Origin of the sequence: Tenacibaculum aestuarii, assembly GCF_964510395.1 — a bacterium.
GTDB classification, from domain to species: Bacteria; Bacteroidota; Bacteroidia; order Flavobacteriales; family Flavobacteriaceae; genus Polaribacter; species Polaribacter aestuarii.
On record NZ_CAZEFY010000001.1, the window covers coordinates 828,088 to 842,640 of the forward strand.

The window sequence follows — 14,553 nt, forward strand, 5'->3', positions numbered from 1 at the left end:
GGTGAATTTTATTGATTTTGTGAACTAGGCAACAAGTTAAGCAATAACTTCTGTATCCACAAAATCAAAACGCACTAAACCATCTTCATCAATTTTAGTCAAGGTAACTTTATGTAGGGTGTTTACCAAGTCCGGATTCCAAGGAGCTTTTACTTTAACGTAATTTTCGGTAAATCCGTGAATGTATCCTTCTTTATTTTCACCTTCAAATAAAACAGTAAGAGTATTTCCTAATTGATTTTCGTAAAAAGCTCTACGTTTTTTAACAGACAATCCGCGTAACATCTTACTACGTTTTGTACGTACATTTTTAGGTACGATACCATCCATTTCAACCGCTTCTGTATTCGGTCTTTCAGAATAAGTGAAAACGTGTAAATAAGAAATATCCATTTCACTTAGGTAGTTGTAAGTTTCTAAGAAAAGTTCATCTGTTTCACCAGGGAAACCAACAATAACATCAACACCTATACAAACGTTAGGCATCACCTCTTTAATTTTTGATACTCTATCGGTATAGACTTTACGTAAATAACGACGCTTCATTTTCTTTAAAAGCGTGTCGCTTCCTGATTGTAACGGAATATGAAAATGCGGAACAAAGGTGTCTGAGTTAGAAACAAAATCAATCGTTTCATCTTTTAACAAGTTAGGTTCTATTGAGGAGATTCGTAAACGGTGAATTCCATCAACTTTATCTAATGCTTGTACCAATTCTAAAAAGGTGTGTTCGTGTTTTTTATTTCCAAATTCACCTTTTCCGTAGTCACCAATATTAACTCCAGTTAATACAATTTCTTTGATTCCTTTTTCCGAAATTTCTTTGGCATTTTTTAGTACATTTTCCAACGTATCACTACGAGAGATTCCGCGAGCTAGAGGAATAGTACAATACGTACATTTGTAATCGCAACCATCTTGTACTTTTAAAAAGGCACGAGTACGATCGCCAATAGAATATGAACCTACATAAAAATCAGCTTCTTCAATTTCACATGAATGCACTTCACCAATTTCATTTTTGGTTAAGTCGTTAATGTAACTAGTTACATTAAATTTTTCAGTAGCTCCTAATACTAAATCAACACCATCAACAGCAGCTAGCTCTTCTGGTTTCAATTGTGCATAACATCCAACGCCAATTACAAAAGCGTTTTCGTTTTGTTTTAAGGCAGACTTTACAATAGATTTAAAACGTTTATCAGCATTGTCAGTTACTGAGCACGTATTAATCACATATACATCTGCTTTTTCTTCAAACTCAACACGTTCAAAACCTTCGTTAACAAAGTTTCTAGCAATAGTTGAGGTTTCTGAAAAGTTTAATTTACAACCTAACGTATAAAAAGCTACTTTTTTATCTGCATTCATCTTTTCTCTATCCTAAATAAAAAATAAAAGTCTTGTACAAGTCTTCAATTTTTTAGAAGTTCGTATAGTTTATTTAATCTGCTACTGTTTTTAACAGTTTAAGGTTTGCAAAAGTACGATAATATTCATGATTTTTGAAACTAAAAGACTATTAGTTAGAAAACTAAAACATTCTGATTTAGAGGCGTTTTATGAGTTGGAAAGCAATCCGAAAGTATTGCAATACGCTACAGGTGAGCCTAAAAATTTTGAAGAAAGTAAGGAAGATTTAGAGCAGTTGATAAAAAGATATGGCAACTTAACTAATGATTTTTGGATTTATGCAATAGAAAGAAAAACAGATAATGAATTTGTAGGTACTGTTGCTTTGGTAAAAGATGAAGAAGGAAATGATGAAATAGGATATCGATTTATAGAAAGATACTGGGGAAATGGTTTTGCAACTGAACTTTGTGAAGGATTGATACAATATTGTAAATCCATAGGAATGAAGAAATTGATTGGATGCGTTGTAGATGAAAATGTAGCTTCCGCTAAAATATTAGAACGATTCAATTTTGTTGCTATAGAGAAATTTATAAGTGACGATATTGGTTTACCAGAAACTAAATATGAACTAAATTTATGATAGTAGATAATTTAAAGCCTCCGTATTACGCAGTGGTTTTCACCACAACTCTTTCTGAGGATACAGAGGGATATTATGAAATGGCTGAAAAAATGGACAATTTAGCTAAAGAACAGGAAGGGTATTTAGGTGTTGAATCGACAAGAAGTGATGTAGGGATTACGGTTTCTTATTGGGAAAGTTTGGATGCTATCTTAAAATGGAAAAATAACATAGAGCATACTGAAGCTAGAAATATAGGGAGAGAAAGATGGTATAAAAAATATCAACTACGTATATGTAAAGTAGAACGAGAGTATGGGTTTGAAAAAGGGTAATAAATAAGGTAGTAAATTCATGTACGCAGTACTAAATAAATTTTTAAGTAAGTTTTTTAAGAAAAGCACCATATTTAAGTATGGGTTTAACTTATCTCCAATGTACAAAAGGTCTACAGGAAAAATAATATATGTATCTGATGACTTATTGAACGTGAAAGTGAAAATTCCTGTTAGTTATAAAAACAAGAATTATGTAGGATCCATATTTGGTGGAAGTTTATTTTCGGCAACAGATCCAATTTATATGATTCAATTAATTAATATTTTAGGAAATGATTATGTTGTTTGGGATAAAAGTTCATCTATTAAATTTATAAAACCTGTTTATGAAGATGGTTTTATAGATTTTGTTTTTTCTGCTGATGAAATTGAAGAAATAAAGAAGAGAGTAGAAGTAGAGAAAAAAATAGATTTGATTAAAGAGCTAGAAATAGTAAGTAAAGATAAATCTACTGTTTTTACAAAAATTGATAAAACCATTTACATTGCAGATAAAACGTACTATAAAAATAGACGAAAGAATAAATAATTTTTTATTAGTTCTTATAGCTTTATTAGTAATAACTTCTTGTAAAAAAGAGAAAAGTAACTTTACAGATAAACAAGTTTTTCGCTATAATGAGCATTCAAATATTACCTCATTAGATCCTGCTTTTACAAAAGATCAACGAAATATTTGGGCTGTAAATCAGCTGTATAATGGATTGGTAGAGCTGGATGATAGTTTACAAGTACAACCTTCAATAGCAAAAAAATGGACAATTTCTGAAGATGGGAGAACCTATCAGTTTCATTTAAGGAATGATGTATTATTTCACAAGCATGAATTATTTGGAAGAGACTCTACAAGAAAAGTTATAGCAAAAGATTTTGAATATTCTTTTAATCGATTACTTGATAAAAATGTGGCGTCTCCAGGTGGTTGGGTATTGCAAAATGTTGCTAATTTTAAAGCAGAGAGTGATTCAGTTTTTACAATTAATTTAAAGCAACCTTTTCCACCTTTTTTAGGATTGCTGGCTATGAAATATTGCTCTGTAGTTCCAAAGGAAGCTGTTGATTATTTTGGGAATGAGTTTAGAGCAAATCCGATTGGAACAGGACCTTTCCATTTTAAACTTTGGGTTGAAAATACAAAGCTGGTATTGAGAAAAAATCCACTCTATTTTGAAAAGGATGAAAAAGGAAATCAACTTCCGTATTTAGAAGCAGTAGCTGTAACTTTTTTACCAGACAAACAAAGCGAGTTTTTACAGTTTATTCAAGGAAATATAGATTTTATGAAGAGTTTAGATGCCTCATATAAAGATGATATTCTAAATACTGATGGAACCTTAAAAGATAAATATGTTTCTAAAATCAATATGCAAACAGGAGCGTATTTAAATACAGAATATTTAGGAATATATTTAGATGGAGAAGAGGAGCATCCAACAAAATCTAAATTGATACGACAAGCTATAAATTATGGTTTTGACAGAGAGAAGATGATTAAGTTTTTGCGGAACGGAATCGGGAGTCCTGCTACAAGTGGATTCATCCCCAAAGGATTGCCTTCATTCAATAATCAACAAGGGTATTCATACAAACCTGAAGAAGCGAAGAGGTTAGTAGCACAGTACAAAGAAGAGACAGGAGATGAGAATCCACAAATAGCCATTACAACGAACAGCAATTATTTAGATTTGTGCGAGTTTATTCAACGTGAATTGCAAAAAATAGGAATAGCTACCAAAGTAGATGTGATTCCGCCTTCAACATTGCGCCAAGGAAAAGCAAATGGTAAGCTGCCTATTTTTAGAGCAAGTTGGATTGCTGATTACCCTGATGCGGAAAACTATGTGTCGTTATTTTACAGTAAAAATTTTACTCCTAATGGACCTAACTACACGCATTTTAAAAATGAACTTTTTGATACTTTGTACGAACAATCTATTAAAGAAGTATCTGTAAAAAAGCGTCATAGATTATACCAAAAAATGGATAGCATTGTAATTACTGAAGCACCAATTGTACCGTTATATTACGATGAGGTAATTCGTTTTACACAGAAAAATGTTACAGGTTTAGGAATTAATCCTATTGATTTGTTAAACTTAAAAAGAGTACAGAAAAACTAAGCGTTATTTTTTGTTTCGTTCCAGTAATAGCTGTCAGGGTATATTCGTTCTCCAAATATAGCTGTTCCAACTCGTACAATAGTAGCACCTTCTTCAATAGCAATTTCTAAATCACCACTCATTCCCATTGAAAGCTCTTCCATAGCAACATTAGGAATTTGAAGTGCTTTAATTTCTTCTTGAAGTTGTTTTAAAAGTTGAAAGCATTTTCGAACTTCATCTGATTCTGAGCTTAGTAGACCAATAGTCATTAATCCTTTTATATGGATGTTTGTAAACTTTGAAATTTCTTTTACAAGCTCAATAGTTTCCTCTGGATTAGCACCAAATTTGCTTTCTTCAAAAGAGGTGTTTACTTGTATGTATACATCTATTTCTTTTTCCTCTAAAGTTAATCGTTGATGCAATTTTTGAGCAACAGATAAGCGATCAATAGATTCAATACAACTAGCCCACTTTATAACTTCTTTAATCTTGTTACTTTGTAAATGACCTATAAAATGCACTTCAGGTTGCAAGTGTTTTATTGCATTACATTTTTGTTTTAGCTCTTGTACTTTGTTTTCACCAACAAGAGATTCACCTTGCTCTAAAGCAAAATTTATTTTGTCTGTATTTACCGTTTTTGTAGCTAATAATAAACGAACATCTTTTGGGTTTCTATTAGCTTTTTTACAAGAAAATTGTATTCTTTGATGAATAATGTTGAGGTTGTTTTGAATATTATCCATTTACTAATTGACTATTAAGTTCTTCTTTTTCAATAATTTTATTTTTTACAGCTCTAAAAGTAATGTCTTTTGCTTCTGCATAAGATATCCCATAGATACGATTCACTTCTCTAAATTCTTCGGGAAACTGTTGTAGTAAAGCTTCATAATAACTATCTAAATCTGATTCATTAGGAGCTTCGAATTTAAGCTTCAGTTGAAAACGTCTTAAAAGAGCAGTGTCAATAACACTAGAGTGATTCGTAGCAGCAATTAATAAAACGTCATTTGGAAGTTGATCTACAAGTTGAATAACTGTATTAACCAATCGTTTCATCTCACTAGAATCTTTACTATCATAATCTCGAGCTTTACCGATGTAATCAAACTCATCTAAAAATAAGACAGCGCTTTCTCTAGTGGCTTTTTTAAAAACCTCAGATATGTTTTTAGCTGTTTCTCCTAATTTTGAAGAGACGATACTTCCTAAATTAAGTGTGATGATTTTTTTATCGAGCTTTTTAGCAATAGCCTTTGCAGTGGTAGTTTTACCACAGCCAGTATGTCCAAACAATAAAATTTTATTATCAACAGGCAGTTTGTATTTATCTAAAACAGCAACGTGTTTAAATTCTTTTAATAGTTGTAGTAATGTGTTTTTGTTTTTATCACTTAGATGAACTTCGTGTAGTTCAATAGTTGTTTCTTTCGACTGAAGAATCAAGTTATGTATAGCCATTTTATAATTTTTTGTCAAAAATAAAAGGTTGTACGTAATAAATTAAACCTTTTAACATACCGTTAAGAAGTAGGGTTGATGCTTTAAAATATTAACTCTTAAATTCATGTTCAGGACAATCAATTCTTAACTCTTTAGAGGCTAGTTTAGATTGTAAAAGTTTACAAAAATGCTCATTGTTTTCATTTTGATAATAAGAACAAGTAAAACACATTCGTTGTATGGTTATTACTCCTGTTTGATTTAACTGGTATATTACTTTCAAAAGTCCAGTTAAAATATCTTTTTTCTGCTTTTCAGGCAATGAACTTAAAGGTTTCTCAATATTGAAAGTAAAATTAGCGGATTTCTCTGCTATTTGTTTTCCTTGTTCAGTTAGACCAATAATATAACTTCTAGTATCGCTAGGGTTATGAAACTTTTGAACTAATTCTTTTTTTAATAAAACCCTAATACTATCACTAATAGTAGCTTTAGTCATGTTAAACTCTTCAGCTAAATAACTCACTTTACATTTTTCTTCTGAATGAAACAGTAAAAAAATCAGAAGTTGAATTTGAATAGGGCTTAAAGAGTTCTCCTTGCTTTCATTCCAAAGAAGTACCCTAAAAGCTTCAGAAATTCGTTCTAAAGCCACAACTATTTTGCTTTCAATTTTATTGTTTTGCTGATCTAAGTCAAAAGGAGATTTCATTAATTACAGTTTTCCATTTCGTATATAAAATACCCTTTTTTATGTATAGAATCTTCCCATTCAGGTTTGAGTATTTCAATATGGCAAAATACACATTCTTTTGAAGATAGTTCAAGGTTTTCTAGGCCTTTAGTTTTTAAATATTCCGTACCATAATTAAAAATTATGTTAGTGTCTTTATTGTTTGAAGGAACAATAATATCAAAATGCATTATTGTATTATCTTTCTTTGTTACATATGTATCCCAAACAGCTACTTTCATTTTATTTAGTTTATAATATTGAAAAGCTCTATAAAATTAGGAGTCCTAACTTTATAGAGCAAAAAAATTATCCTTTTACTTCGTCCATTGAAGCTCCAAAATTAATGTGAAGTACATTTCCTGTTGGAGTAACTAGAGCAGGTACAGATTTTACACCGGCATTTTCGGCTTCTAAAATTCGACTTTTGTCTTCTCCAAAATGAACAACTTCAACATTATCAGAACCAATTAAGTTAATAATGTCTTGTTCTGCGCTTACACAAACAGGACAACCTGCGTGATAAAAAATAGATTTACTCATAATTATATTGATTTTAAATTTTGATACAAATATAGTTAGGTTTCCTAACTATAAAAAATATTTTTTATTTTTTTATAAAAACTGTTACTGTTTTGGAGATGGGTTGTGTATAATAAAGTTGTTAATAGTTAATTAAGAAATAAAAATGTTATGTAATTTTAGCGGTTCTTATTGTTTATAGAAAAGATTTAATAATTGGGATGAGAATAGGTTACTTAAAAAAAGAAATGAGATTATTATTTGTAAAGCAAGCTATAATCACAGTTCTTTTGTTTTTTGCTTTAAAAGGGATGTCGCAGTCGGGAGGAGTGCAAGGATTTAAGGCCTTTGGTGTAAACCCTACAATACCTAATGATTCTCTTTTTTCAAAAATAAATAAGGCAAAAAACTTCAAAGCTAAATATGATGCCACATTTGATCTTATAGAGTTTCATAGAGAAAAAGGAAATTTAGATTCCATTATATACTATGGAAATAAACTGTATACGGAAACAACTAAGAATAAATTGATAGATAAAGAAAATCATTTATCAAAGGTTTCTAGTATAGTAGCTGAAGGAAAGTTAGAAAAAGGACTTTTTGATGAAGCTTTGAAGTGGTTTTTTAAAGGAATAGAGCACTCAAACAGTAAACCAAATGATGAATTGTTTATTAAAAATAGAATAGGGCTTGGGGTTGTAAAGTATGTTAGAGGAAAAGAAGAAGAAGGAAAAGCAATCATAGAAAAGTGTGTTGAAGATGCTCCAAACGAAAAACTAAAACACGATGCTCTTTTTGAGCTTGGTTTCATTTATTATACAAGAAAAGAGTTTGAAAAAGCAAAAGAAAATTATGAGAAAGCAAAACTATTTTATGTATCAGATGACTTTGTAAAAGAGGCATTAAAAATTGACTTATGGCTTGGTAGAATATTACAAAAAGAAGGTAAAATAGATGAGGCATTAGATCTTTGTTACAATGTTTTTAACGAATCGTTATCCAGAGGCTTCTATACCTTATATGCTAAGGCAGGAAATGTAATAGGTAATTTTTATTTAAAAGAGAAAGACTATGAAAACGCCAAAACTATATTATCTACAGTATATATAAACTCTATTCAGTGGAGAAATTTAGAAATAGAAAGAAGAGCTATTTTAGGTCTTCAAAATGCTTATGCTGAAACTGGAGATTATAAAAATGCACATGCTTTAATGACACAATTAAATCGTGTAAATAATGAAATTTTAGTAAGTCAAAATAAACAGCAAGTCAATGAGCTAGAAGTACAGTATAAAACTCTAGAGCAAAAGCAAGAGATAGAGCGACAAAAAACAGTGAAGGCATACATACTAATAGCCTTTCTTATTGTATTAATACCTGTACTAGCTTTGTTGTATATGTACTATCAAAAATTACAAACACAAAGTAAACTTAATAAGACTTTAGAAGAAGTAAATCAACAAAAAATAACTACGTTACTTAAAGACCAAGAGTTAAAGTTGGTAAAAGCTTCACTAGAAGGGCAAAATAACGAAAGAAAACGTATTGCCAGAGAGTTACACGATAGTATTGGAGGAAACTTAGCAACGATAAAATTACAATTATCAAATAAGAGCAAGTTAGAACAAGAAAGCCTCATTAAACAAGTAGATGAAACGTATAATCAGGTAAGAGAGTTGTCTCATAACTTAATGCCTAAAAAGTTTAAAGATTCTGCTTTTACAACAATTATAACAGAGTATATAAATAATGTTAAGGCATTATCTAAAGAACAAATAACGTTACAAATTCATCCAGCAGAAGAGGTGAATCAAATTGATGAGAACTTAAAAGTAGAGCTCTATAAAATAATTCAAGAATTATTGACCAATGCATTAAAACATGCCAAGGCAACACAAATAGATATTCAACTTTCTGTATTTAATAATACCATACAACTACTTTTTGAAGATGATGGTGTTGGGTTTGATCAAGAAAAAGTAAAATACGGATTAGGGTTTCAAAATTTAAAAGATAGATTAAAAACAATTAGGGGAAATATTTTAATTAACTCTTTCCCTAGCAGAGGAACAGTGATAGATATTGATGTACCTTTAAATTAATATATGATGACTTATAATATTATTTTAGTTGATGACCATAAGATGTTTTTAGATGGATTGTTGAACATTTTTAACAATGAAGATGTTTACAATATCTTATTAACGGCAAACAGTGGTGAAAATGTAATAAAATACATAAAAACAAATCCAGATCAACATATAGATATTGTTATTAGTGATATTTCTATGCCAGATATAGATGGTATTACATTGAACGATTATATAAAAAGAGAACGCTCAGATATTAAAACATTAATAGTAAGTATGCATACTGATACAGGGATGATAGATGCATTAATAAAGAATAATGTTGACGGATATCTGTCTAAAAATGCAACACAATCTGAATTGCTACAAGCTGTACAAACCATTCTTAAAGGTGAAAAGTATTTCTCACAATCTGTACGAGAAGCTTATATGGAAAATGTTTTTAATAAAAGAAAAGAAACCTCTGTAATGCTAACAGCAAGAGAAAAAGATGTACTTAAACTAATTGCAGAAGAATATACTACACAAGAAATAGCAGATAAACTCTTTTTAAGTAAACATACTATTGAAAGTTATAGAAAGAATTTAATATCTAAACTTAACGTAAAAAACTTAGCAGGTTTAACTAAATACGCAATAAAACTGGGCTTAGTAGAGTAGTTTTTGCGTCTACCCCCTGAAAACAGGGTATTAACTTTCGCTAGTTTCAGTCTATTTTAAGAAACACTTCCAACGCATCTTTGTACCGTAATTATTAAGCAATAAAGTTATGGTCATTTTTGGGTGGCGTGAAGCTAAAATAAACATACAGCCAGTAAACAATCACAGTTGTAGTTATTGTAATACATCAGAGCGTTTATTTATTCAGGTGAATAGATTGTATGTGCATATATTTTGGATTCCCGTTTTCCCATTATTCAAAAAAACATATAGCATTTGCGGACATTGTAAATTAGAGATGAGTAAAAGTCAAATGCCTCCAGATTTACAACGAAAAGCCAAAGAATATAAGCAAACCAGTAAAACTCCTTGGTGGATGTTTTCAGGGCTTATCATCGTAACTTTTTTAATGCTGTTTATGTTTTCTTCAGCACTTTTTAATTCATAAATAATAAAAATCAATATACAAACCATTTAAATTTTAATTAAACATGATTTACGGAATCTCATTAGTGTTTTTAAGTATTGTGGCAGTGCCATCTTTAATTTTATCAAAAAAACCAAACGCTAAAGAATTGCTAGAAAAAATAGAGCCTTACCAAGGATGGATTGGTCTTATCTTCTGTATTTGGGGTATTTGGGGAATTATTTCAGCAGTTTTAAACATAGGCTGGTTAACTACTGCGCCAATTTGGTGGGTAACTTTCTTAGCAGGTAGCTTAGTTGAGGCTGTCTTAGGATTTATGTTAGGATACGGAATGATAAATAAATTATTCTTATCAAAAAATGCTGAAGCTAAAGAAAAAGCAGAACAGTTGAGAGGGAAGATTGCACCAAAACAAGGAAAGTTTGGAATATTAGGTATTATAGTAGGAATTTGGATGATTGTTGCTTCATTCTTATTCATATAACCTAATAAAGAAAGAAAAAGAAAAATATTTATAGCATTGCAAACTGAGGTAAAATATAGGTAGGGGTGTGGGGTTTCTATCAAAAAATCAAAAGCCTTGTTTGCAATGTTTTTTTATAAGAAAAGGAAGTTTACTTTTATAATCCGATAAAAAATTGTCGAAAATGAAAAAGATAAAAAATGTTTTAACAATCATGGTAGCGTTTGTATTCTTAGTAAGCTGTCAGAAAGAAACTCCGCAAAAAGTTGTTGAAAAAACAGTATTAAAAGCCAATTTGTTAACGGCTAATTATGGTATTGGATATTTTGAGCAACTTAAAGAATTACAAAAGAATGAATATCTAAAGTATTATGATAATGATGGAGAAGAATATGCAGCAACATTCTCTCAATATCTTCATAAGGTAACAATTCCAGATTTAGAAAAAAGTTTAAAAGATGTTCAAAAGTTAGAAGTAAACGAAGACTCAAAAGAGTTAATTAGCACTTCTATAGAGTTGTTTGAGTATAGCATAGACTTATATAAAAAAGACTATGCAGAAATAGCATATATGTATGACGAGGGAAAAACTCAACAAGAAATTAATCAATTGATTAAAGAGTTTAAAGCAAAAAGTTTAGAGGAGTTTAAAGAGAAAAACCTTAAACTAGATGAGGCGGCTAAAATTTATGCTGAGAAAAAAGGAGTAAAGTTAAAGTTTGTTTAAATAATTTTTATTTCAAGCTTGGGTTCAGAGCCAATTACATATTGAGACTCGATAGTTAAGGGCTCTTTTTTGTTGTTAGAAATATCTTCAATGTATTTAGGAGCGGTTAAGCCACTTTCATTTATAAGAAGTTTCTCATTTTTATAAATTGTAATTTCTGTCATCACTACAATTTCTTTAGCTCTAGAAAGTTCTTCAATTTTTAAAATAGTCTGTTTTTTAGCAAAATTCAACTGGGTAGTAGTTTTATCAAATAACCAGTTTTCCGAGTTCATGGCTTCTTTACTAACTTCAAAAACCTTGTGATGTTTACGATGGTATTTTTGTAGAGTATCAGGTTTCTGAATTTCATAAGCGCTTGAGCCAATAGATAATGTTATTTTCTCTGGAATAAAAATAGTATCAGAATTAGCTTGCTTCATTAAATTATAAAAGATAGAAACTTGTTGCTCACTATCTAGAGCACGTTGCATGGTTTCGCTTACAATAATATCAGGAGAAAAGCTTTTTGAAATGTTATATTTTGTAGCATCTTCATTTATAAAATTGATGGCATGTGTTTCTAAACCTAATTTTTTAATTGTGTTTTTTAAAGCCTCAAAACTGAGAGGGTTTATTTCTAAAAGCGTATATGTTATATTAAAATCGGCATATTTTAATATAAAAGGAAGTATAAGTGAAGCAAAAGGACCTGTACCTGCGTAAAGAATATGTAATGAGCCTTTTTGATGAATTTTCTCTTGAATTGCAATATCAATGCCTTTGATAAACTTATGAGTTCTTATTAAATCATCAAGACAATTGGCAGCCCATAAAGTACCTATTGCAATACCATTTTTACGTTGAATATTGTTTAGATATACTTCATTGTTTATATCTTCATTTGAAACACTAAGTAGGAATTGTTTATATTCATTTATAGCTGAAGAATAATCAGGTATTTCCTCAAAGAATTGAGATGTAATACGTAGTAACTCTTTTTTAAGATTCATTATAGGTTATTGATAGAGTTGTTATTTTTTTGATGTAAGTTTTAATAACTTCTGCTCCATTTTATGAATAAGCTGTTTAGAAGCAGGTTCATTATGGTGTTTTAACTCGTTTAAAATAAGACGTATTGTTTCAGGAGAGTCAATCTCTTTTTGTATAGGTTGAAAGCTTTCTTTTGGAGCGAGCGAAAAAAATAAAGCATCAGACCATTCGTTCCTTTCAGCATCTATAACTAAATGAATACGATCTTCATTTCCTTTATTAGTAACTGAATGTATATAATTTACATTCGTATACCAACATTCACCAGATAACATCTTCAATTGTTCATCATTTAAAATAAATTGAACCTTGTTATTCGTAACAATAGGAATATGTAAACGAAAATGTCCATCTTCATAACCTAGCTCGTAATCACGATGAGGTTTTATCTCTGCACCAACACCTAAACGTAATAAGCGAGCAGACAAAATAGGACATTTAAAAGAACTAATTACTTCTTTAAAATACTTACAATTACTCATAATAGGAGTTTCTAGAATAGTATTGTTATCGTTTTGAAAAGCAAAAATATTAGAAGCATCACCATTGCTAGTATATAAAGGAATTGCTTTCCATTCTCCCTCATATCCCGATGTATTAAAGTGAGGAATCCAATGTTGGTTTACAACTAAAGAGTAGTCATATAAAAGCTTATTAATATCAAAAAGAAAAGGAAGTTTTAAAGACGAAGTAGTTTTAATTTCTTTCACTTGTAAGTAAAGATTAATGTTATAATAGTTCTACAGCAAGTTACTAGAAAAATTGTAGATTAAATATTTTTTTAGAATAAGCGCCGATTTTTTAAGTATGAATGGAAGAATATTCAAAATAAAAAAGCAACCCTTTTGAGGCTGCTTTTCATTTTTAAGAAACTAAATCTTTAATTCGTTTCGTAATTGTTTTTTTAATGTCTTTAGGATAACTTCTATCTCCGTGAAAAACATCAGCCATAGCTTCGCTAAATTGTTGACCATATTTTTTTAATACAATATTTCGAATACTTTTTTGTTCGTAAAACCATTTAGAAAGCCATAAACCAGTTTTTATTTCAGGAAGTAAGTTTTCAGATATTTTTTCTAAATATAATTTTTCAGCTAATTCAGGTTCTTTTTTACTTTCAATTATAGCTTCAGCAGCTAATTTACCACTGTAAATAGCGTTAGAAATTCCTTCAGCTGTAATAGGATCAGCAAAGCCAGCGGCATCACCAATTAAAAACACATTATTTTTAACAAAACCATCTGTACGAGGAGAAACAGGTATTTGAAAACCATGTTGAGATTCACTAACAATATTCGTAATATTTAGAGTTTTTAAATATTGTTGATAGTGTTCTTTTAAGTTAATTTTAGTTCTTCTAGCGGAAGCAACACCAATAGATAAATGTTTTTTCTTCGGAAAATTCCAAGCATAACCATAAGGAATAGCATCAATGTCAAAACGAACTTCTTTTGATAAACGTTCAAAATCTTCATCAGAAACTTCTACTTCATATTCTAGAGCAGGAATTAATTTACGAGTATCTTCTTTCCATCCTGCCATTTTAGCTGTTGGACTCAACGCACCATCTGCAGCGATAACAAAACTAGCAGTAAAATTACTTTGAGAAGTTTCTAGAGTAATAATATCATCAGAAAAAGTTAATCCTTTTAATTTGTGGTTTTCTAGTAAAGTAGCTCCAAACTCTTTTGCTTTTTGAGTAATAAGATTGTCAAAAGAATCACGCATAATCATAGAAATAGTTGGCTCTTCTCTATGTGTTTTAAAGTGAAGTTTCTCTCCCAAATAAATATCAACAGTATGGAACTCTTTTTCAACTACTTCTTTAATATCAAAAGGTAAGTTTTTACGACCTCTAAAAACAAAACCTCCACCACATGTTTTATAGCGGGGTAAAGTTTCTTTTTCAATAATAACTGTTGAAATTCCTTTTTGAGCTAAGTAAAAAGCTGTTGAAGCTCCTGATGGTCCGCTGCCAATAACAGCAACATCGTAGTGTTGTTTCATAGGTGTGTTTTTAAATCGGTTA

General features: G+C 30.1%; 18 protein-coding genes. 9 read left to right on the top strand and 9 right to left on the bottom strand.

Going from position 1 to position 14,553, the window contains the following annotated elements; genetic code table 11:
- Window positions 1–36: 36 nt before the first annotated feature.
- Window positions 37–1,371, bottom strand: coding sequence for a tRNA (N(6)-L-threonylcarbamoyladenosine(37)-C(2))-methylthiotransferase MtaB (mtaB, locus tag ACKTSU_RS04000; protein WP_408035061.1), 1,335 nt, complete (start codon window positions 1,369–1,371; stop codon window positions 37–39).
- Window positions 1,372–1,498: 127 nt separating this feature from the next.
- On the opposite strand from mtaB, the gene ACKTSU_RS04005 reads away from it, so the two are divergent.
- From ACKTSU_RS04005 to ACKTSU_RS04020, 4 genes are all read left to right on the top strand, one after another.
- Window positions 1,499–1,999 carry a GNAT family N-acetyltransferase gene (locus tag ACKTSU_RS04005; protein ID WP_408035062.1) on the top strand — a complete coding sequence of 167 codons (501 nt, stop codon included), beginning with the start codon at window positions 1,499–1,501 and terminating at the stop codon, window positions 1,997–1,999.
- Window positions 1,996–2,316 (top strand): antibiotic biosynthesis monooxygenase family protein, encoded by a 321-nt coding sequence (locus ACKTSU_RS04010; protein ID WP_408026716.1) that lies wholly within the window; start codon window positions 1,996–1,998, stop codon window positions 2,314–2,316. The genes ACKTSU_RS04005 and ACKTSU_RS04010 overlap by 4 nt, the downstream gene beginning before the upstream one ends.
- A gap of 100 nt (window positions 2,317–2,416) precedes the next feature.
- Window positions 2,417–2,848: a DUF4442 domain-containing protein gene (locus ACKTSU_RS04015; RefSeq protein WP_408035063.1), complete on the top strand. Its 432-nt coding sequence runs from the start codon at window positions 2,417–2,419 to the stop codon at window positions 2,846–2,848.
- The gene (locus ACKTSU_RS04020; RefSeq protein ID WP_408035064.1) at window positions 2,805–4,439 is read left to right on the top strand and encodes an ABC transporter substrate-binding protein; all 1,635 of its coding nucleotides are present in this window, start codon (window positions 2,805–2,807) and stop codon (window positions 4,437–4,439) included. The genes ACKTSU_RS04015 and ACKTSU_RS04020 overlap by 44 nt, the downstream gene beginning before the upstream one ends.
- On the opposite strand, the gene ACKTSU_RS04025 is transcribed toward ACKTSU_RS04020, so the two are convergent.
- The 5 genes from ACKTSU_RS04025 to ACKTSU_RS04045 form a co-directional block, all read right to left on the bottom strand.
- Complete coding sequence (locus ACKTSU_RS04025) at window positions 4,436–5,170, bottom strand: YggS family pyridoxal phosphate-dependent enzyme (RefSeq protein ID WP_408035065.1); 735 nt, start codon at window positions 5,168–5,170, stop codon at window positions 4,436–4,438. The two genes, ACKTSU_RS04020 and ACKTSU_RS04025, sit on opposite strands and share 4 nt — an antisense overlap.
- Entirely contained in the window at window positions 5,163–5,888 is a 726-nt protein-coding gene (locus ACKTSU_RS04030) for an AAA family ATPase (RefSeq protein WP_408035066.1), read from the bottom strand. Before ACKTSU_RS04030 ends, ACKTSU_RS04025 begins: the two co-directional genes overlap by 8 nt.
- Window positions 5,889–5,979: 91 nt before the next feature.
- Window positions 5,980–6,582 carry a MarR family winged helix-turn-helix transcriptional regulator gene (locus ACKTSU_RS04035; protein WP_408035067.1) on the bottom strand — a complete coding sequence of 201 codons (603 nt, stop codon included), beginning with the start codon at window positions 6,580–6,582 and terminating at the stop codon, window positions 5,980–5,982.
- Window positions 6,582–6,845: a DUF2024 family protein gene (locus ACKTSU_RS04040; RefSeq protein ID WP_408026722.1), complete on the bottom strand. Its 264-nt coding sequence runs from the start codon at window positions 6,843–6,845 to the stop codon at window positions 6,582–6,584. Before ACKTSU_RS04040 ends, ACKTSU_RS04035 begins: the two co-directional genes overlap by 1 nt.
- Before the next feature lie 67 nt (window positions 6,846–6,912).
- Window positions 6,913–7,146: a thioredoxin domain-containing protein gene (locus ACKTSU_RS04045; protein ID WP_073184826.1), complete on the bottom strand. Its 234-nt coding sequence runs from the start codon at window positions 7,144–7,146 to the stop codon at window positions 6,913–6,915.
- A 227-nt stretch (window positions 7,147–7,373) separates the two neighbouring features.
- Between ACKTSU_RS04045 and ACKTSU_RS04050 the strand changes: the two genes are divergently transcribed.
- From ACKTSU_RS04050 to ACKTSU_RS04070, 5 genes are all read left to right on the top strand, one after another.
- Complete coding sequence (locus tag ACKTSU_RS04050) at window positions 7,374–9,227, top strand: tetratricopeptide repeat-containing sensor histidine kinase (RefSeq protein ID WP_408035068.1); 1,854 nt, start codon at window positions 7,374–7,376, stop codon at window positions 9,225–9,227.
- Window positions 9,228–9,233: 6 nt separating this feature from the next.
- Window positions 9,234–9,875 carry a response regulator gene (locus ACKTSU_RS04055; RefSeq protein WP_408026724.1) on the top strand — a complete coding sequence of 214 codons (642 nt, stop codon included), beginning with the start codon at window positions 9,234–9,236 and terminating at the stop codon, window positions 9,873–9,875.
- 109 nt (window positions 9,876–9,984) lie between these two features.
- Window positions 9,985–10,323: a zinc-ribbon domain-containing protein gene (locus ACKTSU_RS04060; protein ID WP_408035069.1), complete on the top strand. Its 339-nt coding sequence runs from the start codon at window positions 9,985–9,987 to the stop codon at window positions 10,321–10,323.
- A 43-nt stretch (window positions 10,324–10,366) separates the two neighbouring features.
- Complete coding sequence (locus tag ACKTSU_RS04065) at window positions 10,367–10,786, top strand: hypothetical protein (RefSeq protein ID WP_408035070.1); 420 nt, start codon at window positions 10,367–10,369, stop codon at window positions 10,784–10,786.
- 163 nt (window positions 10,787–10,949) lie between these two features.
- Window positions 10,950–11,492 carry a hypothetical protein gene (locus ACKTSU_RS04070; RefSeq protein WP_408035071.1) on the top strand — a complete coding sequence of 181 codons (543 nt, stop codon included), beginning with the start codon at window positions 10,950–10,952 and terminating at the stop codon, window positions 11,490–11,492.
- Here the strand turns inward: ACKTSU_RS04070 and ACKTSU_RS04075 are convergent.
- The 3 genes from ACKTSU_RS04075 to ACKTSU_RS04085 all read right to left on the bottom strand — a co-directional run bounded on the left by ACKTSU_RS04075 (window position 11,489) and on the right by ACKTSU_RS04085 (window position 14,531).
- The gene (locus ACKTSU_RS04075) at window positions 11,489–12,484 is read right to left on the bottom strand and encodes an SAM-dependent methyltransferase (RefSeq protein WP_408035072.1); all 996 of its coding nucleotides are present in this window, start codon (window positions 12,482–12,484) and stop codon (window positions 11,489–11,491) included. The two genes, ACKTSU_RS04070 and ACKTSU_RS04075, sit on opposite strands and share 4 nt — an antisense overlap.
- Before the next feature lie 21 nt (window positions 12,485–12,505).
- On the bottom strand, window positions 12,506–13,234 hold the full coding sequence (locus tag ACKTSU_RS04080) for an aspartyl/asparaginyl beta-hydroxylase domain-containing protein (protein ID WP_408035073.1): 729 nt from the start codon (window positions 13,232–13,234) through the stop codon (window positions 12,506–12,508).
- Between the two features lie 154 nt (window positions 13,235–13,388).
- On the bottom strand, window positions 13,389–14,531 hold the full coding sequence (locus tag ACKTSU_RS04085; RefSeq protein WP_408035074.1) for a geranylgeranyl reductase family protein: 1,143 nt from the start codon (window positions 14,529–14,531) through the stop codon (window positions 13,389–13,391).
- Window positions 14,532–14,553 lie beyond the last annotated feature (22 nt).

What these genes read in the sequence shown, in the direction of transcription:
- mtaB (WP_408035061.1), bottom strand. Translation starts at nt 1,371, where the DNA reads ATGAATGCAGATAAAAAAGTAGCTTTTTATACGTTAGGTTGTAAATTA.
- ACKTSU_RS04005 (WP_408035062.1), top strand. Translation starts at nt 1,499, where the DNA reads ATGATTTTTGAAACTAAAAGACTATTAGTTAGAAAACTAAAACATTCT.
- ACKTSU_RS04010 (WP_408026716.1), top strand. Translation starts at nt 1,996, where the DNA reads ATGATAGTAGATAATTTAAAGCCTCCGTATTACGCAGTGGTTTTCACC.
- ACKTSU_RS04015 (WP_408035063.1), top strand. Translation starts at nt 2,417, where the DNA reads ATGTACAAAAGGTCTACAGGAAAAATAATATATGTATCTGATGACTTA.
- ACKTSU_RS04025 (WP_408035065.1), bottom strand. Translation starts at nt 5,170, where the DNA reads ATGGATAATATTCAAAACAACCTCAACATTATTCATCAAAGAATACAA.
- ACKTSU_RS04030 (WP_408035066.1), bottom strand. Translation starts at nt 5,888, where the DNA reads ATGGCTATACATAACTTGATTCTTCAGTCGAAAGAAACAACTATTGAA.
- ACKTSU_RS04035 (WP_408035067.1), bottom strand. Translation starts at nt 6,582, where the DNA reads ATGAAATCTCCTTTTGACTTAGATCAGCAAAACAATAAAATTGAAAGC.
- ACKTSU_RS04040 (WP_408026722.1), bottom strand. Translation starts at nt 6,845, where the DNA reads ATGAAAGTAGCTGTTTGGGATACATATGTAACAAAGAAAGATAATACA.
- ACKTSU_RS04045 (WP_073184826.1), bottom strand. Translation starts at nt 7,146, where the DNA reads ATGAGTAAATCTATTTTTTATCACGCAGGTTGTCCTGTTTGTGTAAGC.
- ACKTSU_RS04050 (WP_408035068.1), top strand. Translation starts at nt 7,374, where the DNA reads ATGAGATTATTATTTGTAAAGCAAGCTATAATCACAGTTCTTTTGTTT.
- ACKTSU_RS04055 (WP_408026724.1), top strand. Translation starts at nt 9,234, where the DNA reads ATGACTTATAATATTATTTTAGTTGATGACCATAAGATGTTTTTAGAT.
- ACKTSU_RS04060 (WP_408035069.1), top strand. Translation starts at nt 9,985, where the DNA reads ATGGTCATTTTTGGGTGGCGTGAAGCTAAAATAAACATACAGCCAGTA.
- ACKTSU_RS04065 (WP_408035070.1), top strand. Translation starts at nt 10,367, where the DNA reads ATGATTTACGGAATCTCATTAGTGTTTTTAAGTATTGTGGCAGTGCCA.
- ACKTSU_RS04070 (WP_408035071.1), top strand. Translation starts at nt 10,950, where the DNA reads ATGAAAAAGATAAAAAATGTTTTAACAATCATGGTAGCGTTTGTATTC.
- ACKTSU_RS04075 (WP_408035072.1), bottom strand. Translation starts at nt 12,484, where the DNA reads ATGAATCTTAAAAAAGAGTTACTACGTATTACATCTCAATTCTTTGAG.
- ACKTSU_RS04085 (WP_408035074.1), bottom strand. Translation starts at nt 14,531, where the DNA reads ATGAAACAACACTACGATGTTGCTGTTATTGGCAGCGGACCATCAGGA.